Annotated in this window: 20 protein-coding genes; 13 read left to right on the top strand and 7 right to left on the bottom strand. The window is 57.2% G+C overall.

Annotation, left to right across the window (positions count from 1 at the left end):
- Positions 1–80: 80 nt before the first annotated feature.
- Together G518_RS0114200 and G518_RS0114205 are read right to left on the bottom strand one after the other, a co-directional pair.
- Entirely contained in the window at positions 81–1,172 is a 1,092-nt protein-coding gene (locus G518_RS0114200; RefSeq protein ID WP_169457948.1) for a serine hydrolase domain-containing protein, read from the bottom strand.
- Positions 1,173–1,257: 85 nt separating this feature from the next.
- Complete coding sequence (locus G518_RS0114205; RefSeq protein ID WP_028603122.1) at positions 1,258–1,815, bottom strand: hypothetical protein; 558 nt, start codon at positions 1,813–1,815, stop codon at positions 1,258–1,260.
- 205 nt (positions 1,816–2,020) lie between these two features.
- Here G518_RS0114205 and G518_RS0114210 point away from each other — a divergent pair, with 205 nt between their 5' ends.
- The 9 genes from G518_RS0114210 to G518_RS0114250 all read left to right on the top strand — a co-directional run bounded on the left by G518_RS0114210 (position 2,021) and on the right by G518_RS0114250 (position 13,889).
- On the top strand, positions 2,021–4,135 hold the full coding sequence (locus tag G518_RS0114210) for a 3-hydroxyacyl-CoA dehydrogenase NAD-binding domain-containing protein (protein ID WP_028603123.1): 2,115 nt from the start codon (positions 2,021–2,023) through the stop codon (positions 4,133–4,135).
- A gap of 1 nt (position 4,136) precedes the next feature.
- The gene (locus G518_RS0114215) at positions 4,137–5,633 is read left to right on the top strand and encodes a M20 family peptidase (RefSeq protein WP_028603124.1); all 1,497 of its coding nucleotides are present in this window, start codon (positions 4,137–4,139) and stop codon (positions 5,631–5,633) included.
- Between the two features lie 29 nt (positions 5,634–5,662).
- Positions 5,663–6,838: an acetyl-CoA C-acyltransferase gene (locus G518_RS0114220; RefSeq protein ID WP_028603125.1), complete on the top strand. Its 1,176-nt coding sequence runs from the start codon at positions 5,663–5,665 to the stop codon at positions 6,836–6,838.
- Between the two features lie 130 nt (positions 6,839–6,968).
- Positions 6,969–8,804 (top strand): acyl-CoA dehydrogenase, encoded by a 1,836-nt coding sequence (locus G518_RS0114225; protein ID WP_028603126.1) that lies wholly within the window; start codon positions 6,969–6,971, stop codon positions 8,802–8,804.
- Positions 8,805–8,923: 119 nt separating this feature from the next.
- Positions 8,924–9,715, top strand: a complete 792-nt coding sequence (locus G518_RS0114230; RefSeq protein WP_028603127.1) for an SDR family oxidoreductase — start codon at positions 8,924–8,926, stop codon at positions 9,713–9,715.
- Positions 9,716–9,774: 59 nt separating this feature from the next.
- Positions 9,775–10,188, top strand: coding sequence for a PaaI family thioesterase (locus tag G518_RS0114235; protein WP_028603128.1), 414 nt, complete (start codon positions 9,775–9,777; stop codon positions 10,186–10,188).
- 65 nt (positions 10,189–10,253) lie between these two features.
- The gene (locus tag G518_RS0114240; protein ID WP_028603129.1) at positions 10,254–11,270 is read left to right on the top strand and encodes an NADP-dependent oxidoreductase; all 1,017 of its coding nucleotides are present in this window, start codon (positions 10,254–10,256) and stop codon (positions 11,268–11,270) included.
- Positions 11,271–11,297: 27 nt separating this feature from the next.
- Positions 11,298–12,956 (top strand): isovaleryl-CoA dehydrogenase, encoded by a 1,659-nt coding sequence (locus G518_RS0114245; protein ID WP_028603130.1) that lies wholly within the window; start codon positions 11,298–11,300, stop codon positions 12,954–12,956.
- Between the two features lie 30 nt (positions 12,957–12,986).
- Positions 12,987–13,889, top strand: a complete 903-nt coding sequence (locus G518_RS0114250) for an SDR family oxidoreductase (RefSeq protein WP_028603131.1) — start codon at positions 12,987–12,989, stop codon at positions 13,887–13,889.
- 17 nt (positions 13,890–13,906) lie between these two features.
- Here the strand turns inward: G518_RS0114250 and G518_RS35175 are convergent, their stop codons facing one another.
- The 5 genes from G518_RS35175 to G518_RS41295 form a co-directional block, all read right to left on the bottom strand.
- Positions 13,907–15,133 carry a tetratricopeptide repeat protein gene (locus G518_RS35175; RefSeq protein ID WP_051236667.1) on the bottom strand — a complete coding sequence of 409 codons (1,227 nt, stop codon included), beginning with the start codon at positions 15,131–15,133 and terminating at the stop codon, positions 13,907–13,909.
- Between the two features lie 51 nt (positions 15,134–15,184).
- A complete protein-coding gene (locus tag G518_RS0114260) occupies positions 15,185–16,666 on the bottom strand; it encodes a DUF4384 domain-containing protein (protein ID WP_245597970.1) in 1,482 nt (493 codons plus the stop codon).
- A 335-nt stretch (positions 16,667–17,001) separates the two neighbouring features.
- Positions 17,002–17,415, bottom strand: a complete 414-nt coding sequence (locus G518_RS0114265; RefSeq protein ID WP_028603133.1) for a hypothetical protein — start codon at positions 17,413–17,415, stop codon at positions 17,002–17,004.
- Between the two features lie 178 nt (positions 17,416–17,593).
- Positions 17,594–18,349: a hypothetical protein gene (locus G518_RS38475; RefSeq protein ID WP_051236670.1), complete on the bottom strand. Its 756-nt coding sequence runs from the start codon at positions 18,347–18,349 to the stop codon at positions 17,594–17,596.
- A 48-nt stretch (positions 18,350–18,397) separates the two neighbouring features.
- Positions 18,398–18,520 carry a hypothetical protein gene (locus G518_RS41295; protein ID WP_281170533.1) on the bottom strand — a complete coding sequence of 41 codons (123 nt, stop codon included), beginning with the start codon at positions 18,518–18,520 and terminating at the stop codon, positions 18,398–18,400.
- Positions 18,521–18,845: 325 nt separating this feature from the next.
- On the opposite strand from G518_RS41295, the gene G518_RS0114280 reads away from it, so the two are divergent.
- The 4 genes from G518_RS0114280 to G518_RS0114295 form a co-directional block, all read left to right on the top strand.
- The gene (locus G518_RS0114280) at positions 18,846–19,649 is read left to right on the top strand and encodes a response regulator transcription factor (protein WP_028603134.1); all 804 of its coding nucleotides are present in this window, start codon (positions 18,846–18,848) and stop codon (positions 19,647–19,649) included.
- A 41-nt stretch (positions 19,650–19,690) separates the two neighbouring features.
- Complete coding sequence (locus G518_RS0114285) at positions 19,691–20,995, top strand: sensor histidine kinase (RefSeq protein WP_028603135.1); 1,305 nt, start codon at positions 19,691–19,693, stop codon at positions 20,993–20,995.
- Positions 20,996–21,243: 248 nt separating this feature from the next.
- Positions 21,244–23,082, top strand: coding sequence for an ABC transporter ATP-binding protein (locus tag G518_RS0114290; RefSeq protein ID WP_028603136.1), 1,839 nt, complete (start codon positions 21,244–21,246; stop codon positions 23,080–23,082).
- 251 nt (positions 23,083–23,333) lie between these two features.
- A partial coding sequence (locus G518_RS0114295) for an IS5 family transposase (RefSeq protein ID WP_028603137.1) occupies positions 23,334–23,620 on the top strand: 287 nt, incomplete at its 3' end.

The following is a 23,620-nucleotide window of genomic DNA, read 5'->3' on the forward strand; positions in this document are numbered from 1 at the left end:
GAACCCATTTAGGTCTCGGCAAAATGTCTAGCCCTGGGGTGCCCTAAGAGACTTTGAACAGGCTCTAAGGAGTCAGGGAGCTACTCGCGCGGCCCGGCAGCAATGATTCGGGCAGCAAGGCCGGCAAATTGTTCACCGCTGACTTCATTGCGTTTGAACCAAAGCCTGCTGTTGTTCACCCGGTGAACCACAACGATGTCCCGCACTCGGTCGATCAGCATGAACTGCCCTCCGACGCCCACGGCAAAAGCCAGCTGATTTGGCGAATGACGCCAGAACGGGAAGGCTTTCATGGGGACCCACCACATGTAGCCATATCCGTTCCAACCCTGGCCGACTGTGCTGTAGGAAGTGGTGCTTTCCTGCAGCCATTTGGAAGTGACGATCTCCCGGTTCTTCCATTGCCCATGGCGGCTCACCAAAAGCCCGATGCGGGCAAGATCACGCGCAGAGAGATTCATCACGTAGGCCGGATGATCGGAGCTTTTCTCGCGCACAAACTCCGTGTCTTCGGGGTAGCGAAAATCTTCAAGTTGAAGAGGGTCTGCAAGTTCCGCTTTGAACGCTTCAAAGACGTTTTTGCCAGTCTTCTGCTGAAAGATGGTCCCGAGCGCGTTGAAATCCCAATTGTTGTAGTACCAAAATTCCCCAGGGGCATGGCTCCCGCGGGCCGGGCGGTCTTTTTTCGCCTCTGACGTCTCGTATGCCGCCAAATGGTAGACCCCGGATCTTGACTGCAGGAGTTGCCGAACTGTGGCTGAACGTTCCAGATCGCTGAGCCCGCCTTTGTCGGTAATGCCGAGTTCGCCCAAGGTTTGATTCAGATCGATCACCCCTCTGTCAGCGTAAATGCCATACAGAATGCTCAGCACGCTTTTGCGAACAGATGCCAGGTTCATCGGCTGGCTGATGTCACCATAGGCGTGCACCAAGGATCCGCGATGAATGACAAGATAGGCATCAGAGCGGATAGATGCTGCGAACTCGTCGGCGAGCTTGAGTTTCTCCTGCGACCATCCGCTCGGTTGTCCCGTCGGGGTGGGCGTGTTCCAGCTTGCTTCGGGAAACACGGGGTCCGCGTGTACGACGCAAGCAAAGCCAACTATCCATGCTGCCAGCAATGCCTTGCGGGCACATCGTTTTAACAGCGAAACCAGTTCTCGAATGGCCATGGGTTGCATCAGCGGTGGAAGAACGAAGGGATGAAGGCTCAATGTAGCCGACCTTTTTAGGTCTTCGCCACGTTCTACGGACTAGTCACTGAGATTCCAGTGCCGCGTCATGGGCGCGCTTTAGCAAACGCCTGCGTATAAAGCCGCTCGCCGGTCTGATCAACAACCAGTACAGCTGAAAGCGTCGCCGTACTTCCGCATCCCGGCACCATACGCGGGTGCGGGTTGTCAGCCGAGTGCCGGCGCCTTCGGCCTCGGCGGAAAAATTCAGCACCAATTTCGCAACTCCTGAGGGATCCAGGGCTCGGAAGGCTTGCGCGTCTGGGAGCTCGACAAGACCGTAGTCTGATTGCCAGAAGCGGCCCGCCAAGCCATACGCGATCTCCTGGTTGCCATCTCGTCCCAGCAAGACGAAGTTGGCAATACTGAATGAAGGGCGGTTCTGTAGATTGGATGAAAAACCCAGCCGGCCAGCAAGGCGGTTGGGCGTCTCGCGCAGGGCGATCAACCCGCGCGCGATCGGGTCGTCCACGACTTCAGGGCGCTCAAGCACGTCGAGCACGCGCGCAGGCGAGGCCGGAATATACCGGCTGTGCTCTTCAGCGAACTGATATTGCGGCAGAAAGCTTTCGATCAGGTTCATGCGCGAATTATTAACACTAACGGGCAGACCCCATTTATCCGCTAACCGATTCGGATCAAGCAATTTGCTTGTGAAAACGGCCGCCCTACCATAGATTCGCAGGGCTTCCGGGTTGTCGCGCTCGGGACAAGCCCTATTGCGCTGCAACATGCAACTCCTACAATGAAACAGAACGATCGTTCTTTTATCTTCATTGAGGGCCCGCATGACCGCTGAATACAAGCTCCACGGCAACGTTGCTGTTATTTCCCTGAACAACCCCCCCGTCAACGGTCTCGGTTTCGAAACGCGCGTGGGCATTGTTAACGGGCTTGAGAAGGCCAATGCCGATCCGGCTGTGAAAGCCATTGTGATCACAGGTGCGGGCAAGGCTTTTTCAGGCGGCGCTGATATTCGGGAGTTCAATTCTCCCAAAGCCATGCAAGAGCCCATCCTGCTCAGCGTAATCCGAGCGCTGGAAAACTCTATCAAACCAGTCGTGGCTGCTGTTCACAGTGTGGCCATGGGCGGTGGGTTGGAATTGGCGCTTGGCGCCCATTACCGCATTGCTGCACCGGGCGCCAAGATTGCGCTGCCAGAAGTCAAGCTTGGTTTGATCCCCGGCGCTGGCGGCACGCAGCGTCTGCCGCGCGTACTGGGCGTGGAAACAGCATTGAACATGATCGTCAAAGGCGATCCCGTCAACAGCGAAGTATTGGCTGGTCTGCCAGGTCAAAAGCTGTTCGATCAGCTTTCAGCTTCGCCAGAATCCCTGCTGGAAGAAGCAGTTGCTCTGGCAGAAAAGGTGGCCGCCCAGCACGCTGACGGCTCGCCCATGCCTTTGGTGCGTAACCTGCCGTGCAAACACCCTCAGGGTGATGCCTACTTCCAGTTTGCCCGCAATATGGTTAACGGAATGGCGAAGAATTTCCCCGCTCCCGCTAAATGCGTAGATGCCGTGGAAGCCAGCACCAAACGCAAATTTGAAGATGGCATGGCGTTCGAACGTGAAACGTTCATGAACCTCATGCTGACGCCCGAGTGCAAGGCACTGCGCCACATTTTCCAGGCTGAGCGCGCGGCTTCCAAGATCCCGGATGTGGGCTCTGATATCACTCCACGCGAAATTAAGGGTGTGGCCATCATCGGCGCTGGCACCATGGGCGGCGGCATCGGGATGAACTTCCTGAACGTCGGCATCCCGGTGACCATGCTGGAGATGAAGCAGGAAGCTATTGACCGCGGTGTTGCCATCATTCGCAAGAACTATGAAGCGCAGGTCAAGAAGGGCAAGCTCAAGCAAGACAAGTACGACCAGCGCATGGCTTTGCTGACCACCACGCTGAACTACGAAGAACTCAAGAACGCTGATCTCGTGATCGAGGCCGTGTTTGAAGACATGGGCGTGAAAGAGACGGTTTTCAAGAAGCTCGATGAAGTCATGAAGCCTGGTGCCATCCTGGCATCCAACACCTCCACGCTGGATGTGGACCAGATCGCCGCTTTCACCAAACGCCCCCAAGACGTGGTGGGCATGCACTTCTTCAGTCCGGCAAACGTGATGAAGTTGCTGGAAGTTGTGCGAGGCGCGAAAACCGCGAAGGACGTGCTGGCCACGGTCATGGCGGTGGCCAAGAAAATCAAGAAAACCGCTGTGGTCTCGGGTGTGTGCGATGGCTTCATCGGCAACCGCATGATCGAGCAATACAGCCGCCAGGCCGGTTTCCTGCTGGAAGAGGGCGCAACGCCTCAGCAAGTAGACAAAGCAGTCGAAAAGTTCGGTTTCGCCATGGGGCCTTTCCGCATGGGCGATATGGCCGGCAACGACATTGGCTGGGCTATCCGCAAGCGCCGCTATCAGGAAAAGCCAGATATGAAATACAGCAAGACCGCAGATCTGCTGTGCGAGATGGGCCGTTATGGCCAAAAAACCGGTGCAGGTTGGTACGACTACGTGCCCGGCAAGCGTGATGCCATAGCCTCCAAGGTGGTGGAAGAAATGGTCCAGAAGCACCGCAAGGATGTGGGCATCACGCCGCGCAAGATTAGCGATGAAGAAATTGTCCAGCGTCTGGTGTATTCGTTGGTGAATGAAGGCGCTCGTATCCTGGAAGACGGCATTGCCAGCAAGGCCAGCGATATTGATGTGGTTTATCTCACCGGCTACGGCTTTCCAATCTGGCGCGGCGGCCCTATGCAGTACGCCGACCAGGTTGGGCTTTTCAACGTGGCGGAAAGCATGAAGCGTTTCGCACGCAACCCTGCCGACGATGCCGCTTTCTGGCAACCGGCGCCTCTGCTGCAAAAATTGGTCAAAGAAGGCAAAACTTTCAACGGTTGAGCTGGTGAAGAAAGCCATACTTTCTTTTGCTCTGCTGATCGCTGCACTGGTTGTGGCGGTCGCGGTCAACACCTGGCGCCAAGGCTCGCGTCAGGTGAGCGTGCCACCCGCACCGGCGCTCACTATTGATACCGATGCGGCGGCGGGCAGGTTGGCGGTCGCCATTAAATTCAAGACCATTTCGAGTCTGGAAGACTCGAACCTCAATGCGGATCAATTCACCGCACTGCATGCGCACCTGCAGGCCAGCTACCCCAGAGCGCATGCGGCGCTCAAGCGCGAACTGGTTGGCGGGCTCACGCTGCTCTACACCTGGCCGGGCACAGATCCCTCGGCACCACCTGTTTTATTGCTGGCGCACCAGGATGTCGTGCCTATTGCGCCCAGTACAGAGGCGAAGTGGCAAGCAAGTCCTTTCGCCGGCGAGATCAAAGAGGGCTATGTCTGGGGTCGTGGCGCTTGGGATAACAAGGCCAATCTGATCGGCCAGATGGAAGCCGTAGAGATGCTGCTCGCGGAGGGTTTCAAACCGCGCCAGACTATTTATCTTGCCATGGGTGCGGATGAAGAGGTGGGTGGCTTGCGCGGAGCAAAGAAAGTGGCCGAACTACTGGCTTCTCGCGGCGTGAAGCTTGATTTCGTGCTCGACGAAGGGCTTTTGATCACAGAGGGCATTCTCAAGGGCCTTAGCAAGCCAGCCGCTCTGATTGGCATTGCTGAAAAGGGTTACCTTTCAGTGGAAATGCATACCCATGGGACACCCGGGCATTCTTCCATGCCTCCACCCGCAGGAACTGGCGCCATCGGCATGCTGAGCTCCGCGCTCACAAGACTGGAAGACAAACAGATGCCCGCGCACATTCGTGGCGTGGCGCAGGAAATGTTTGACACCATCGCGCCCGAGATGGATGGTTTCGGCCGCGTAGCGCTTTCTAACCTTTGGCTGTTTGGGCCACTGGTGCAACGCCAGCTTGAGGGCGCCGCCAGTACCAACGCCATGCTTCGAACCACCACCGCACCCACTATTTTTGAAGCGGGTAACAAAGACAACGTGATCCCTGGCGAAGCCAAAGCCACGGTCAACTTCCGTCTATTGCCTGGCGACACGCAGGAAAGCGTGCTGAAGCATGTACGTGACGCTGTGGGGGGGCAGCCCGAGGGGCGTTTTGAGTTGAAGACTCTCAAAGGCGCCTCTGAGCCTTCTCCCATTTCACCTACAGCTTCGGCTTCCTATCAATTGCTGAACCGCACTCTGCGTTCACTCTTTCCAGATACGCTGGTGGCGCCAGGCTTGATGATTGCCGCCACAGATTCACGTCACTTCACAGAAGTGAGCCAGCATATCTACCGCTTTTCGCCCGTCCGTGCCAAGCCAGAAGATTTGGCGCGTTTTCACGGTACCAATGAGCGCGTGAGCATCGCTAATTTCGGCGAGTTGATCCGTTTTTACGTACAGCTGCTGCGCAACACTTCCTTGCCAGCCAGCACCAATCCATAGTTTCAGGTTTTCACAAGAAAGGTCGTCACATGAGCCAAGCCGTCATCGTTTCCACTGCACGCACTCCGCTCGCCAAGAGCTGGAAAGGCGGCTTCAACATGACCCATGGTGCAACGCTTGGTGGCCACGCGGTGCAGCACGCCATCGGGCGCGCTGGCATAGAAGCCGCCGAGATCGAAGACGTGATCATGGGCTGCGCCAACCCCGAAGGCGCCACGGGCGCTAACATCGCCCGCCAGATCGCATTGATGGCGGGTTGCCCCGTCACTGTTTCAGGCTTCACGGTGAACCGCTTCTGCTCGTCCGGCCTGCAGACCATTGCGCTGGCTGCCCAGCGCATCATCGCCGGCGAGGGCTCCGCCTATGTGGCCGGTGGTGTGGAGAGCATCTCATGCGTGCAGCAGGAAATGAACCTGCACATGCTCAAAGACCCAGCTCTGGAGCGCATCAAACCGGAAATTTACTGGAACATGCTCCAAACCGCGGAGCAAGTGGCCAAGCGCTACGGCATTGGGCGCGACGCGATGGATGAGTACGGCGCTGCCAGCCAGCAAAGAGCCAGTGCAGCCCAGGCTGCAGGCAAGTTTGACGATGAAATCGCCGCGATTACAGTAACTGCAGGCGTTGCTGATCCCGTGATGGGCCTGCGCACCAAACAGATCACCGTGTCCAAGGACGAGGGTATCCGCGAAGGAACCACCAAGGAAGGTATCAGCGGAATCAAACCCGCTATTCCGGGTGGTGTGATCTCTGCCGGTAATGCCAGCCAGTTCTCTGATGGCGCGGGTGCTTGTGTGGTGATGGACGAAAGCATGGCGAGCAAAAAGGGCCTGAAGCCCCTGGGCCGCTTCCTGGGATTTGCGGTTGCTGGCTGCGAGCCAGACGAAATGGGTATTGGCCCAGTGTTTGCCGTGCCTAAAGTTCTTAGCCGGCTGGGCTTGAAGGTGAGCGACATTGACCTGTGGGAGTTGAACGAAGCTTTCGCGGTGCAGGTGCTTTATTGCCGAGACAAACTGGGCATTCCCGCCGAGCTGCTGAACGTCAACGGGGGCGCTATCGCTGTGGGCCACCCATATGGTGTGAGCGGGCAGCGCCTTACCGGCCACGCACTTATTGAAGGCAAACGCCGTGGAGCCAAGAGGGTCTGCGTGACGATGTGTATTGGTGGCGGTATGGGCGCCGCTGGCGTATTCGAGGTCCTCTGATCCTGACACCCTAAAAACGGCAGTTGACCGCTTGCTATTTTCAGGAAAAGCGCATGTCTACTGGTATGCGCTGCTTAGATGTTTTTCACCTATTGAGTGAGAACGCTTCAACTGCCGTTTTTTGTTTCACATGAGCCTGCGCACTACTCTCGATTTTCTGCTGTACAACTGGCTCGATGCACCGGCGCTTACTCAGCGCCCGCGTTTTGCCGAGCATTCGCGTGAGACCTTCGATGCGGTGATGGATACCTGTGAACGCATCGCACGTGAGAAGTACGCACCTTTTAATCGCTTGGTCGATTCCGAGGAACCTCGTACTGAGCAAATGCCCAACGGCGATTTGCAGGTGGTGCTGCCTCAGGCGACCTATGACGCACGCGTGGCATATGCCGATAGTGGCATGCTGGCCGCAGCTCAAGACTATGAACACGGCGGTATGCAGCTGCCTTACCTGGTGGAAGCCGCAGCCAACGCTTTTTTTGGCAAGGCATCCATCAGCATTGGGGCGAACTTGCTCACCGTGGGCAATGCCAACTTGCTGATGGCCCATGGCACACCTTTGCAAAAGGAGGTGTTTGCAGCCAATGAGTTCAACGGACGTTGGACAGGCACCATGTGCCTGAGCGAGCCACAGGCTGGCTCCAGCTTGAGTGATGTGGCCACACGCGCGGAGCTGGAAGAAGAGGGCGATCCTCTTGGCCCGCGCTACCGCTTGCGTGGCAACAAGATGTGGATATCGGGTGGTGAAAACGAACTTGCGGAAAACATCGTGCATTTGGTGCTGGCCAAGATCCCGGGCGCTGATGGCAAGCTTCCGCACGGCGTCAAAGGCATCTCTCTTTTCATCGTGCCCAAAAAGCTCGTGGGAGCCGATGGCCAACTGACCGGTGTTCGAAATGACGTCGCGTTGGCGGGGCTCAACCACAAACTGGGATGGCGCGGTACTACCAACACCTTGCTCAATTTCGGTGAAGGCAAGTTCCCGGTAGATGGGAAGGCCGGGGCGGTTGGTTATCTGGTGGGGCAGCCGGGCGAAGGCCTGAAGTGCATGTTCCATATGATGAATGAGGCACGAATCGCTATTGGTATGGCGGCCACCATGCTCGGCTTGGCAGGTTACGAAGCTTCTCTTGAGTATGCGCGTACTCGTACACAGGGACGGCCCGTGGGCGCAGGCGGCAAGGATGCCAGCCAGGCGCCTGTTCGTCTGATCGAACACACAGATATCAAGCGAATGCTTTTGACACAGAAAGCATATTGCGAGGGTTCGCTGGCGTTACTTCTGTATTGCGCACGACTCGTAGACGAGCAACATACCGGCAATCCTGAGGCCGCCGACGAAGCGCGTCTGCTGCTTGAGGTGCTGACCCCGATTGCCAAGAGCTGGCCAAGCGAAAACTGTCTGGAGGCTAATTCGCTCGCCATCCAGATCCATGGCGGCTATGGCTATACACGTGATTTTCCCGTGGAGCAGTATTGGCGCGACAACCGACTGAACATGATCCACGAAGGCACCCATGGTATCCAAGCCATGGATCTGCTCGGCCGCAAGGTGTTGATGGAAGGTGGGCGTGGCCTCAAGCTGCTGGCTGGGCGCATCAATGCCACCATTGAAACCGCCATACAGCGGCCAGAATTGGCTGCGCACGCCAATGCGCTCGCAGAGGCACTCGCGCGCGTGGGTGCCTCTACCAAGGCCGCCTGGGCTACCGGTCAGCCTGCGGAGGCTTTGGCCAATGCGGTGCCCTATATGCAGGCCTTTGGCCATATGGTTTTGGCTTGGGTCTGGCTGGACGTGTCGTGTGCGGCATTGACCAGCGATGATCCGGACCAGGACTCTACTCGTGGTTGCATTCCTGCCATGACCTATTTTTACCGCTATGAATTGCCAAAGCTGGATGCTTGGCTCCGCGTGGTGCAATCCCGCGATATGACATGCGCTGAAATGCCAGAGCAATTTTTTTGATGAAACCGGCATTCGAAGGGCTCTTCCAGAATTCTTTCCGGCTGGACCTTTTGAGTGAGCTTTGCAAGTGAACCTTTAACGAGGTCGGGCTCTCCCTACAACCTTTCTTAACCAAGATCATGACTCGTACCACACAGCAACTTTTCGATCTCAAAGGAAAAACGGCCATCGTGACAGGCGCTTCACGCGGCCTGGGGCTTCAGATGGCACATGCCTTGGGGGAGGCCGGTGCGCGCATCATGTTGACCTCACGCAAGGCCAGCGATCTGGAAGAAGCCGTGGCGGAATTGCAAAACGCCGGTATAGATGCGCGCTGGGTCGCAGCCAATTGCGCTGACGAAGCAGATATTGGGCGCCTGGTGGATGAAGCCCTGCAGCGCTTGGGCCATATTGATATTCTGGTCAACAACGCCGGTGCCGCCTGGGGCGCCCCGGCTGAAGATCATCCCATTGACGCGTGGGACAAGGTGATGAACCTGAACATTCGCGGCTATTTCATTTTGAGCCAGCAAGTGGCCAAGCGCAGCATGATCGCGCGCAAAACTGGTCGCATCATCAATATTGCCAGCATCGCCGGCTTGGGCGGCAATCCGCCCGAGATGCAAACCATTGCCTACAACACCAGTAAGGGCGCGGTCGTGAACTTCACCAGGGCACTGGCTTGTGAGTGGGGGCGCTACGGCATTACGGTCAATGCGATCTGCCCGGGCTTTTTCCCCAGCAAAATGACACGCGGCACGCTGGAGTCACTGGGTGAAGAAGAACTTGCGGCTCATGCCCCGTTGGGTCGCCTGGGCGATGACGAAGACTTGAAGGGCCTGACGCTGCTGTACGCCAGCGATGCCGGCAAGCACATCACCGGGCAGTGGCTGGCCGTGGATGGGGGTGTCAGCGTGGTCACTGGCGGCTAAGAGCGTAAAAGTGACTAAGGTGATGCCTTGGATTTCGTCTTTCACATGGGGGTACTGCCTTGAGTCTTGAGTTTGGTGCCACCATCCCGTTCGTCAACCACCTGGGCTTTACCCTTGAGCTATACGAGGCCGGGGAGTCCAGATTGCACTATGCGCCTCAACCGGAGCATTGCAACTCCTTTGGTGTGGCACACGGCGGCGCGCTGATGACCTTCATGGATGTCACCATGGTCATGGCGGCGCGCAGCAGTGGCAGCTCAGATACCGGCCTCATTACTATTGAAATGAAGACGACTTTCATGCGGCCGGCAAGCGTGTCGTCCAAAGGCGAGCCGTTGGTGGGGAAAGGAAAACTGTTGCATCGCACGCGCAACATGGCTTTCGTCGAAGCCACCATTCATGATGCCGAAGGTCAGTTATGCGCAACGGCCAACGGAACCTTCAAGTTCGTCCCTCAAGCTCAACCCGTTTGATCACCGGTGCCCTGTGCTCCGTGCGCGGCGCCCGTTTTTTTTGACTTCTTTGCAATGGAATGACCATGCCTACAAATCGCCAGATTGTGCTCGACAACCGCCCCGAGGGCGAAGCCACTAGCAGCAACTTCAAGCTCGTCACCACCGACACGCCTGCGCTTCAGGACGGCCAAGTATTGGTACACCACCATTACCTGAGTCTGGACCCCTACATGCGGGGACGCATGAACGATAGCAAGAGCTACGCCACGCCGCACCCCTTGGGTGAAGTGATGATTGGCGGCACGGTGGGCGAGGTCGTCGAGTCTCGTCATCCAAAGTTTGCTCCGGGGGATAAGGTGGCGGGCATGGGTGGCTGGCAGGAGTACAGCGTGGTGAATGCGTCGGAACCCGGCCTCCTGCGCAAGGTGGATACCACGCATGTCCCGCTGTCTTTTTACCTGGGCGCCGTTGGAATGCCTGGCGTAACGGCCTGGTACGGGTTGAATGAAATCATCGCGCCCAAGGCGGGTGAAACGGTGGTGGTCAGCGCCGCCACAGGAGCCGTAGGCAGTGCTTACGCTGCATTGGCGAAGGCACGGGGATGCCGGGTGGTGGGTATTGCCGGCGGTCCGGAGAAATGCAAGTATGCAGTGGATGAACTGCATTTCGATGTTTGCATTGATTACCGCGCGCACCCTGATGTCAAGACTTTGTCCAAGGCCTTGAAGCAAGCCTGCCCTGCTGGCATTGACGGATACTTTGAAAACGTTGGCGGCTACATTCTGGACGCGGTGCTGCTGCGCACCAATGCCTTCGCTCGCGTGGCTGTTTGCGGCATGATTGCTGGCTATGACGGCCAGCCTTTACCGATGGAAAATCCAGCCCTCATTCTTGTCAATCGCCTGAAGATTGAAGGTTTTATCGTGAGCGAGCACATGGAGGTGTGGCCAAAGGCCTTGCAGGAACTCGGCACACTGGTGGCGCAAGGCAAGCTCAAGCCCCGGGAGACCATTGCGCAAGGTCTCGAAGCTGCCCCAGAGGCATTCCTCGGGTTGCTCAAGGGGAAAAATTTTGGAAAGCAGTTGGTCAAACTGATCTGATCATTCCGGTTCACGAAGGAGAGCTCCATGCCCTTGACGCACGATGTACTGAACCAGGCGGCGCCCCTGTCTGATGTCAATCTGTTCGAGGGCAACCAGCCACTGCGAGACGCGTTGACATTCAACGCACCAGGCCTGAATGTGGAGCCACTAGCTTCGCTCGGCGCACTGGTGGGCAGCGCTGAAATGCAGAGGCATGCACGGCTGGCCAACGTCCATACACCCGAACTCCATACGCATGATCGTTTTGGCAACCGGGTGGATGAGGTGGAGTTTCACCCTGGCTACCACGCCCTGATGACTACAGCCACCGGCGCCGGTCTGCACGGAACGCCCTGGGCGGAGGACAGCGGAGCAGGTGCGAGCCCGCATGTACTGAGAGCGGCGGGTTTCATGCTGTTTACAGAGTTGGAGCCATCCACGCTCTGCCCGATTTCAATGTCCTATGCGGTGACCCCCGCATTGAAAGACAACCCCGCCATCTATCGCGACTGGGCGCCTCAGCTCACCAGCCGTGCCTACGACCCGGCAATGAAGCCCTGGCGAAACAAAGCCGGCGTCACCATGGGCATGGGAATGACGGAAAAGCAAGGCGGTTCAGACGTCAGGGCCAATAGCACGCGTGCTGTGCCTGATGGCCGAGATGTATGGGGCGAGCGCTATCGCCTGACCGGCCACAAGTGGTTCATGTCTGCACCCATGTGTGATGCCTTCCTGGTGCTGGCCTACGTGGAGGGCATGGGCGAGGGCGGCTTGTCGTGCTTCTTCCTGCCTCGCGTGCTACCTGACGGATCACGAAACACGTTGCGCATACAACGCTTGAAGGACAAGCTGGGCAACAAGGCCAATGCGAGCTCGGAAGTCGAGTTTGATGAAACACTGGCTTGGCTGGTGGGCGAGCCAGGCCGGGGTGTGCCCCAAATCCTGGCCATGGGCACCATGACGCGGCTTGACTGCGCACTGGGTACAAGTGGTCTGATGCGCCAGTCGCTCTCTATCGCTTTGCACCACACCAACCAGCGCCGGGCGTTCGGCAAGTACCTTAATGAGCATCCTCTGATGCAAAACGTGCTGGCTGATCTAGCGCTGGAAAGCGAAGCGGCCACGGCGTTGTCGATGCGCTTGGCGCGTGCCTTCGATAAACAAGACGATCCCGCCGAAAAGCTGCTGGCGCGGGTGCTCACGCCGATTGCCAAGTTCTGGATCTGCAAACGCGGCAGCCTCTTCGCTCAGGAAGCCATGGAATGCCTGGGCGGCAACGGCTACGTGGAGGAGGGTGGCGAAGGCATTCCTGCGCGTATCTACCGTGAAATGCCCCTCAATAGCATCTGGGAAGGTGCAGGCAACATCATGGCGCTCGATTTGCTTCGCGCTTTACGCAAAGGGGATGTGGCCGCCGCCCTGGCAGACGAATTGGCGCCTGCACGCGGTGCGCATGCGGCACTAGACGCCATGATCAACGCCATGCCGGCTTTGATCAGCAGCCACGCTACGGAGTCCACAGCACGCCAGCTCGCACGCGATGTGGCGCTCACGGTGCAGGGCGCGCTGCTGGCGCAAACCTCGCCGCCTGAGGTAGTGGGCGCATTCTGTGATTCGCGCTTGGCCTCACGCCACGATGTATTCGGAACGCTGTCCGCTAACGCTAATTGCGACGCCATCATTCGCCGTGCCATGCCGGTGTGATGCCTGGGTGATGGTTAACAGGAAAAAATCATGATCAAGAATTTCAAAGGCAAGACCGCCGTGTTGACAGGCGCCGGTTCAGGTTTTGGCCTCGAATGCGCCCGTTTGGCAGCCCTGCGCGGTATGAATGTGGTGTTGCTGGATATTCAACAAGATGCGCTTGAATCTGCGCAAGCGGAGCTCGAATCGATGGGCGTGCGCACTCTGGCGCGCAAGGTTGATGTCAGCAAGTCCACTGAGATGGAGTCGCTGGCACGGGACGTTCGTGAAGAATTTGGCGCGCCGCATTTCGTGTTCAACAACGCGGGTGTTGGCGCAGGTGGTTTGATCTGGGAGAACTCAATCCAGGATTGGGAGTGGGTTTTGGGAGTGAATCTATGGGGCGTGATCAACGGCGTGCGCTGTTTCACCCCGATGATGCTCGAGGCAGCCAAGACCGATGCTGAATACGAAGGGCATATCGTTAATACCGCAAGCATGGCAGGCCTTCTTACACCACCCAATATGGGTATCTACAACGTGAGTAAGCATGCGGTCGTTTCGCTGACGGAGACGCTCTATCAGGATTTGAGATTGGTCACGGATCAAATTTCAGCCAGTGTCCTTTGTCCTTATTTCGTGCCTACGGGCATCAGCAAAAGTGAGCGTAACCGCTCCTCGGACTTGCCGCCTGCTGAACCGACTCCTAGCCAACGTATCAGCCAAGCAATGACAGACAAAGCGGTGGGGAGCGGTAAGGTTTCCGCGGCTGATGTCGCTCAGAAGGTTTTCGACGGCATTGCCACTGATCTGTTCTATATCTTTAGCCACCCGAAGGCCTTGGGAAATGTGGCCTCACGAATGGAGGCCATCCTGAGTATCCAGAATCCTCCAGACCCGTTTGCTGAGCGGCCTGAGATTGGAAAAGAATTGCGCGCAGCGCTCAGGAGCTGAGTCTCTACGGGGCGTGGTTATCGTGCCATTTGCGTGATCTGCCTGCGCCAGAACTGAGGCAGTAAATCGAACAGCGGGGTGGGTTCACGGTAGAGCAGGTCTATGCTGCCGGGAATTCCTACGGAAGGGATGGTGGTGGTGGGATCAGCGTAAGCCAATTGCTGCATCCATCCGATGCTGATCCCCCCCGTGGGTGAGGGCTGAGAGAAGATCAAACCGAGCATTTTTTTTGCTTCCAAGCTACCTTTTGCTTCAGCCTGGCGATATAGCCTGACAGCCTCCACATAATTGACTGGTACACCAATTCCCCTGTGATATTTCCGTGCCGCTGCAAGTAGTTCAGCCGCACTGGCGTCACCGGAGATAGCAGTCTGGTTCAGCCTTCGTGAGTCCATGCGTGATTCGATTTGTCTGATGTTCGCCTGGGCAGCCTGAGAACCAGGTTCGGCGCGACGAAAATACTCCAATGCCTCAGACAACTGGTTGTTGGTTACTGCATTCAGTCCTAGCTCAATAAGCGCATGAATATCGCCTTCGCTTGCTGCTTTTCGCAATAGCTCCGGCTGTGGCAGCTGCAAAATCTCGGTTTGTGCCAATCCCGGTTGGCTGACTTGCAAGGGCGCTTCGCGGGCCAGGAGCACCCACTCTAGAAAATCTGCGCGGGCAGGGTGTGCGCTTCGCAGTTGCACGATCGCACGTCGCGCGAGAACCGGGTCTGAGGGGCCTTGACAGCCATCAATGGCACACCAGGCTTGTCCAGCGTAGGCCCATGGTTCCCGGCCAAGCCTGGCAGCTCGTTCAAACCAGGTGTGGGCCGTGACGGTGTCTCTCCGCACCCCCGCACCATGGAGGTAGATCAGACCCAGTAACCAAGCCGCTTGAGCTGAAGCGGCTGAGCTGCCGTAGCCGCGCGTGGTTTCTGCGACCCGCTGCAGGCGCTGTAGCTCGCGCTGCACCTCAGGGCTGATCAGAGGACGTACCGCCAGGGTATTGGTCGCGACTGGTGGGCCGACGATGGGGGGCGTGGCATCGTTGCGGGACTCTATTTTCGGCGTAGCTACTCGGGGCGCAGTGATGCTCTGCCTGAACGAAGGTGCAACTTCAATGGCGCTTGGGGGCACCAGAGGGATAGGCGTGCGCGTTTCGTCAATCGCGCGCGCTGCTGCCTGAGCTTCGTTTGTAGGGGGGGCCAAAGCCGTCATCCCAGTCAGAAGGATTGCAAGCGTGGATAACGGAAGACGCATGATCGAGCCCTCGGGTTTCAACGGGGTGGATGAAGGAGCTCTCGTTGTGCGTTATTTCGCGGCCTGCGCAGGAGCGGGTGGAGTCGGCTTCTTGGCGATGACGTTCCACTGCAGCACTTGGGTGACAAAGTCAGCTTTGCCCAGGGCGGCCGAAAAGCTTTGCTGTACACCCTGTATCCCCTGTACTCCTCTCATGTTGGACAGTGCAGGAAGCTGCATTTCAGGCGGTAGCCGCGAGGCAGGGTCTTGGGCGGTTGCCACGCAGATCACAGCCTCTACGCCTGGCTTGCCAGCATCCAGAATGAATCCCGGGTTTGCCGCCATCCAGTCAGGGATGCGAATGGCCTGGTCGGCTGACACCAGGGCGTTGGTCGATATGGCGTTAGGTAATAAACGCATCACATTGCCCGCGGCGTCCGAGAAGTAGCAGTAAAGGTAAGACGCGCGTGAAAGTGTGGCCGAGAGAAATACCTGCTCGCCTTCCGTGAACGCGGGTCGTTCGCCCGCAGGTTGCGGATTCTCTATCTGCATATCGATCATCCACGGCCGGACCGACTGGAGGCCCTCCGATGGAGCAGGGCTCATGGCCAACAAGTCGACTGGACCACTAGTTGACCAGCCTATACGTTCTAACGCGCCGTCTTCGTTCAATTTGACGAAGTTGCGCAAGGCTCGTTCATAGGTTGGAAAATCCAGAACACCGGAGACGATGATGCCGCTGTCCGATTGAAATCTAGCCAGCGCACCACGCATGCGAGGGTCGTTGACAGCAAGGCCCCGGTCACTGCTAGCCAGATATCCTTGGCTGAATAGCGAGTTTTCGATAAGGCGCAACTGACCTGTTGGTCCACTTTGGTCATACCAGTCGCGCATTTGTCTCAGAAAATTGGGGTTTGTCTGCTCAAGCATCAGACATTGCCAATACGGAACGCGGGCCCATTTACCCACTAGTTCAACAGCCGCCAAGTCAACCAGCGTACGCAGAGCACCGCCGGTGCCTTGCGTGTAGTCGTGCCCCAGAGTGAACTTGACGCCATAGATACCGATGGTGCCTGCCACATCCAGTCCTTCGCTGCCTCCTCCAAACACGACTTCATTGGCCGAATCCAGGCCAGGCAGGAAAGTCCGAGTACGGAAATCGCCCAGATGCATTTCCAGGCCGAGCAAGGTGGCACTGCGGTTGTGGTTGTATCCAGTGTTCAAACGATTGGCGGCAGTACCAAAACTCTGGGTGTTTGTGAACACGTTCTGATCCACAAACGACACCCCCCCTGAGATGTAGAGTGCCGGGCGCTGCAACTGCATCTGGTTGTTGTTTAGCAGGATCGTGGTGAGGTTTTGTACGGTGTCTTGCGTCACCAGATTCACCTCATAGTCGACATAGCGAAAGGCGTTCGACACGCGCGACATGCGGGACAACGCAGTAATCATCATGTCCTTGGTGGCCGCTGGCACTTTCCCGGAGTAGTCTGGAAACTGCTTGGCAGTGATCAGAGTGGTAGGGATCTCTGCAGCACGGAGCATGTAGTCCATGCACACCAAAGATTCATTGAAACTTGAAATAGATCGTACGGGGCGTACGACAGGGCGGTCGGCCGTTGGAGCGTACGACTGGTATTCAGCGTCCTTTCGAGGGTCCAATTGAGCGCAGCCACTGAAAAGCGCCGCGGCGGACATTGCCGCCCACATAAGGCGCTTTCCCATTGCGAACCCCTCACGGCTCGCTACAAGACTTGGAGTGGGCTCAGCCCAGGAAGTCCGTGTACCAATTGCTGATTTCATGATGGGTCCCCTCGCTGCTACCCTGTCCCAATCGATAGCGAAGCGCTACCGATCCGCCAGGGTGCGGTTCGGTGCGCGTGCTCGCGTCAGTTGCAGACGTTCACAAGATCGCCGCGTAGCACCACAACCTGCGGAGCAGCCATCACGCTTGCTCCGCCCGACGGTGGAGCGATGTTGCTGGCAACGCTCTGTGTGCAAGTGGTACTCAGGCCATTGGTGTGGACAGTGTTAACAACATCCTTATCCGTCAGCACGCCCGGCGTCGCGGAGTACGCCATGGCGGTATAGCGGGCAATCTTGGCTTGGTCCGCACCCGACATACCCGTCTGCATATTCATCGAAGTAGACTTGGTGATGATGGGATTGGGGGCCATCTGGTAGGTCACCCGAGATTGAATTAGCACTGGATCTTCGCCGGGAGCGTTTTGTGCGAACGCGGTCACCGCAAAGATCAAAAGGGCACCAACTGTCGATACTTGAGCAAGTGTTGTGTTCAACATGGCATCACCTCATTGTTTCTTACCAAATGAGTTGGGTTGCAATGCACAACCCAACTCCGGTCTTCCGCTTTGGTTATCTCTGGCCGGTTACCTGATTGGCCTGATGGCCGCGGGAGATGCCTAGCTATGCGAAGCCGCAGCTTGGCGTCGCCCGCGTTTCAGGCTTGCAGGCACCACATCAACGACGCGCCACCGAGAAGGGACCGCAGGAGGCGCCAGAGCAAACTGGCGGTGGGGGCAGGCAATAGTCGTTCGAGGCGAGGTTTTGGTAGGCGGAGCTACCGTTGCCATGGGCCAAGTTCGCGACCAGTGAGTTGCCACTGATCCAGGTGGACTGGCTTGAGGTGCCACTGATAGTGACCTTGCCATAGTTCGAGGACAAGTTTTGTACAGCAACTGCGTCACCGCCGTCAGCCTTGTTGCGGACTGTCGAGCCACCGCTCACGCCCAGCGTTTGGGTGCTCGTTCCGGAGATAGTGACATCGCCGAAGTTGGTCGCACCATTTTGGTAGGCCGTGGCAGTTCCGGCGCTGCAATTGTCACAGCCGTCACCTTTGGCTTCATTGGACATCGTGCTGTTGGTGACGTCCGATTTTTGCGTGGAGGTGCCTGTGATCTTGACGTTGCCTACGTTCGAGGCCAAGCTTTGTACGGCCACATCGCCGCCGTTGTACCCGGTGTTGTGCACCGAGGAGTTAGTGATGCCAGACGTCTGGGTCGAGGTTCCACCGATGGTGATGTTGCCTTGGTTGGACGCTTGGTTCTGGGCCGCGTATGTTCCAGCGTTGCTGGTGTTCATCACCGAAGATCCGCTGCTTACGCTGGCGACCTGGGTGGATGTGCCGGTAATGGATATCGCGCCTGGCTGAACAGGACTCGCGGCGTATGTCGCGGTTGCAATCACAGTCAACGCGAAAAGGGCAAGCTTTTTCATGATGAAGATCCTCCAACGATTTGCTGACAGGGATTCGGCTTCCTGGGATCAGGCTTGCCGAGGTTTGACGCCTTCGCCCTCAGGGTCTTCCAGTTGGTCTGGGTTGTCCGGATTGCGATGTCGTCGGATGTCAGTGTCCGGGTCGAAGCGGGCCGCACCAATCGCTACCATTAGGTAGACAGGAAAGGGTGTGTCTCAGGTTGTGTATTTTTGGCTACTGGCCGCGCGCAACGTGTCTTGACTTGGGTCAAGTGCTTCAAGGGTGATAGCAAACATCCTCGCAGAACACATTAGTTTCAATATGTATATTAAGTAACTAAGTGATAAATGTAGGCCTATGCTCACGACAAGCGCTTTTGGGTGGATTACGCTTTGCTACGTAACGTTTTAAGCCGCTTTTGTGTCTGGGGTGATCGCTGATTGGCGGTGGTTGATGCAGGAGACGTCAGGTCCATGCTCTGCTCGTTACTCATCACCCTTTGATGAGGAGACAAAGATGAACTCGCTCGCCCCAGGCTTGGTAGCGAATGGATCCGCAGCACCCACTACTGGCACGGGTGTCATGAGTGGTTCTGAGGCCGCATCCTCCATCTGGCCACATTTCATGGCGGGTCAGCCTGATCAGCCCGTCAGAGTCATCCTGGTTGACGACGATCCTCATATGCGGCGTGTGATCTCTCAGGAGCTGCTGGCAGACCTTCGCATTCATTTGGTCGGCCAGGCGGATAGTTTCCGAGAGGGAAAGCGCATGATCGCAACGAATGAAGTGGACGTCATGCTGGTCGATCTCAACCTCGGCGACGGCACAGGTTTTCAACTCATTGAGTACATGAAAAGCATGCGCCCTGCAGCCGAAGCGGTAGTGGTATCGGCGATGGAGGACGAGGATAAGGCGCTTCAAGCGTTCGAGCTCGGGGCGACCGGCTATCTGATCAAGAACTCGTGGTTCGGAAGCTTCGCACAAGCAGTACTCCAAGTGGTCAATGGAGGTGCGTCTATTACCCCGAACTTGGCCCGGCGCCTGCTCCACCGGCTTGAATCCTCCGGCGCGCCACGTCGAGGTCAGTGTCAACCTCCATGCTTGCCAGGAGGGCGCAATAGCAGCGACCAGATGTCTGAACGTGAGCGAGAGGTCCTGCGTATGGTGGCGTTGGGCTACACCAGTGGTGAGATCGGGCGGCGCTTGGTCATCAGCGATCAAACCGTGAACTCACACATTCGGAATATCTACAGGAAATTGCACGTGCACTCCCGAGCGCAGGCGGTGAGTCAAGCGTCGATGTACGGTCTGCTTTATTGATGTTCTGAGTCGGTCAGCTGCAGTGTATGAGGGGATCAGTCATGATGGCCTCGCTGGTGATGATAGTGGTGGCGCTTTGTTTAGCGCTCTATGCTGTGTACGCTTTTTGGCGTCGCGGGTGTTTGCTGGACTTGCTCTACGCCGCTGCCATGCTTCCGTGGACTCTTGTGGTTACTGTCACCTTGCTCACGGAGCGAGGTTGGTTTGTACATGACGGCCCATGCGTTGTGCGTATCGCCTATCAGATTGCGATTCTCGGCATCACGGCGTTTCTGCTTCAGGGTATGGATGCTTTGCATTGGCCACAAACGGCGTTGCTAGCGGTCCAGGCCTTACTCGGGGCCTGGTTCGCGGCACTGCCGATGACGCCGCTGGCTTGGTCATCAGACATTGGCGAGTTTGGGTGGTCATACGCGAATGCTGTCTTCGCCATAGTGCTGAGTGTGCGAGTGATTCAACTGGCTTGGAGAAGCACCAGGCCAGAGGGCTGGATGGTGTTGCTTGTCTTGACCGGCGGTTTGGGCGTGATGGCGGAAGACGTGAGCTCGCATGCAATGGGCGATGCATTGCGGTCTGTCTCCCACTATTTCTTTGCCGCTGCGCTGCTTGTCCTGTGGCTGATTTTGAGTCGAAGGATCGAGACTTCCACGTGGAAGTCCGTGCATTCCGCCGAGGAGTCAGAGCGTGGACAGCTGGCGCAGGATCTTCACGATGGTGTTGGTTCGCACTTGGCCAGCATCATCGCTGCACTGGCTACTGGTTCACCACAACAAAGAGCCACCGCTGTTTCGCTTCAACATTGTCTGCTGGAGTTGAAGGTACTGGTCGATGGCCAAAGCCATGATGGCAGTGTGATTGAGCATCTGGCATCTCTTCGCTACAGGTTGCAGCCGCTGCTGAAGGCCGCTGGTTTGCAGATGAGCTGGCACATATCAGATGAGGAGGTGCTGGAGTGTTTGCGTGGTGATGCAGCAAGGCAGGTGTTGCGCGTGGCGCAAGAAGCTTTGGCCAATGTGGTGCGCCACGCCGGGGCTGACGAAGTGGTTGTGGCCTGCGGCTATGCAAAAACCACGCGAGCCTTGGTTCTGGAGATTGTTGATAACGGAGTCGGCTTGCCGCCGGGGCTTCGAGCCGATACTCTGCAGGCGCGCCCAACAGACAGCAGCAGCGGGGGACGGGGTTTGCTCGGTATGGCTCGCCGTGCAAAAAAACTGGGAGGACACATCCTGATAGAGCCAGCCCAGGGTAGAGGAACGCGTGTGCAATTGCTGCTTCCCCTTTGGCGCCACCTTGCAAGGCCGTCGCGTCGATCTAGCAAGTCGGGATGGGCGAATCAGCTTCTTTGATGCCGCGTTGACGAGCTCCGGGATTTTGGGGGAGATCGACAACACGGTCTTCGGTCGCAATCAGTCTGGCGCTACCTTCGTTATTCCAGGCTCCTGCTGCGTTCCTCCAAGCGGTCCAAGTTGGCCTTCGCGACACATACTTTGCGAATCCCGCCAATCTACTTTGGCAGCAACACGCTTTAGAGAGACACCTCTCTGAAAATGTCTTGAGGTCGTACTAACATGTGTGCCCTTGGAGATTCTTGCCTGTGTTCTTTTCCTTTTTCGAAAATCGTGTTCCTCCGTATCCCGGAACTGATCCTGTACCACCGCCGCGGGGATTTTTAGCCTTTATATGGGTTTGCACCCAGGGCATGCGTGGGTGGATTTTGTTACTTACCGCTACGTCTGCCTTACTGGCTGTCTATGAGGCTGTGCTGTTCGCCATCATGGGCCGGGTCGTGGATTGGCTTGCTGCAGTCCCGCCTGCCGGATTCTGGGAGGCTCAGCGCGGAACCGCGTTGGGGATTGCAGCCATCCTGCTCTCCAGCGTAGCGTTATTGGCGCTTCACACGCAGGTGATGCACCAGGTGCTGGCCATCAACTTTCCCATGCGCTTGCGCTGGGTGTTTCATCGGTTGATGCTGGGTCAAAGCATGTCGTTCTATGCGGACGAATTCGCTGGCCGCATTACGACCAAGATCATGCAAACGGCCTTGTCCGTGCGTGAAGTGGTCTTCCTGGTCGTGGATGTGCTGGTGGGTGTGAGCGTGTACATGATCGGCATTCTGGTGCTGGCGGCCAGCTTCGAATGGCGGCTGGTCTTGCCCTTTGGTCTGTGGTTGATCTTCTACGTTGGTGCGTGCTTTTATTTCGTACCAAGGCTGGGCCGCATTGGCAAGCAGCAGGCCGATGCGCGCTCCTTGATGACCGGCCGCGTCACAGACGCTTACTCCAACATTGCCACGGTCAAGCTGTTTGCTCACACACGTCGCGAGGCGGAGTACGCACGAAGTGCCATGGATGCATTCAAAAATACCGGCTATGCACAAATGCGTCTGGTGACCAGCTTCGAGATCACCAACCACTTGATGATCACGCTTTTGCTGCTCGGCAGCTCGGGCACGGCGCTGTGGTTGTGGTCGAATGGTCAAGTCTCGGCGGGCGTCGTGGCTGCAGTGATTGCCATGGCATTGCGCGTCATGGGGTATTCACACTGGGTCATGTGGCAGATGACAGGTTTGTTCGAGAACGTTGGCACCATCCAGGACGGGATAGCCACGCTTGCCAAACCGCGCAGCATCATGGATGAGCCAGATGCCAAGCCTTTGCAAGTCACGCACGGAAAAATCGAGTTCGAGAACGTGCGCTTTGCTTATAAGGCAGACGGCCGGGCAGTGATGGATGATCTGAGTCTCACAGTGCGCCCGGGTGAGCGCATCGGGCTCATTGGCCGCTCTGGAGCGGGTAAATCCACGCTGGTAAATCTGCTACTGCGCTTTCATGAGCTGCAGGGAGGGCGTATTACTATTGACGGGCAAGACATCCGTGCCGTCACGCAAGACAGCTTGCGCGGTGCCATCGGTATGGTGACGCAAGACACCTCTTTGCTGCACCGTTCCATGCGCGAAAACATTCTCTACGGCAATCCAGCGGCCACCGAGGAAGCCATGCGCCTCGCCGCTGACCGTGCCGAGGCATCAGATTTCATCGCCCAACTCACGGATCTGAAGGGGCGTAGTGGCTACGATGCGCAGGTAGGCGAACGTGGTGTGAAGCTCTCTGGCGGGCAGCGCCAACGCGTGGCGATTGCGCGCGTCATGCTGAAGGACGCCCCCATCTTGCTGCTTGACGAAGCCACAAGCGCACTGGATAGCGAGGTAGAAGCCGCCATTCAGCAGAGCCTTGACACGCTCATGCAAGGCAAGACCGTGATTGCCATTGCGCACCGGCTCTCTACCATTGCAGCCCTGGACCGTCTGGTGGTGTTGGATGCAGGGGGTATCGTTGAGCAAGGTTCTCACGCCGAACTTCTAGCTAAAGGGGGCATTTATGCTCGCCTTTGGTCGCGTCAGAGCGGCGGGTTCCTGGGTGAAGTTCAAACTTGATAGGCAGTGCGAGCAAGCTCCAAACTCCAGCCTTTTCAAGGTCTTGAATTCATCTTTGCCCAGCAGGGAAAAGATTAATTTGGAGGGCCGAGCGTAGCAATGGCCCGATTCAGGCTCCCCACCCCTTGAGGCCGTGCCGAGGAGCGCAGGGCAAGGGGCGGGCAAGAGCACTGAAAGATGCTCTTGTTTCGTGAACTAGGGCGTGTTAACACTAATTGAGTTACCCCTGGGTGGCCAGAGATACTTCATCCATGGAAATCACACCAGCCCAGTTTGCCCAGATCGAGCACTGCCTTCCTGTACAGCGCGGCAATGTAGGTGTCTCGAATTTGGACGTGTTGAATGCGATTCTTTATGTTGCTGAGCACGGGTGCAAATGGCGTGGCCTGCCCGCGCGCTTGGGCAACTGGCACACCATCTACACGCGCATGAGTCGCTGGTCCAAGAGTGGCGTGCTCGATCGTGTGTTTGCCGAGCTTCAGCAGGCCCAAGTTGTGCGCATCAAGATCGAGGCAGTGTCGCTGGACAGCACTATTGT

The sequence above is a fragment of the Ottowia thiooxydans DSM 14619 genome, from assembly GCF_000422885.1.
Classification (GTDB): domain Bacteria; phylum Pseudomonadota; class Gammaproteobacteria; order Burkholderiales; family Burkholderiaceae_C; genus Ottowia; species Ottowia thiooxydans.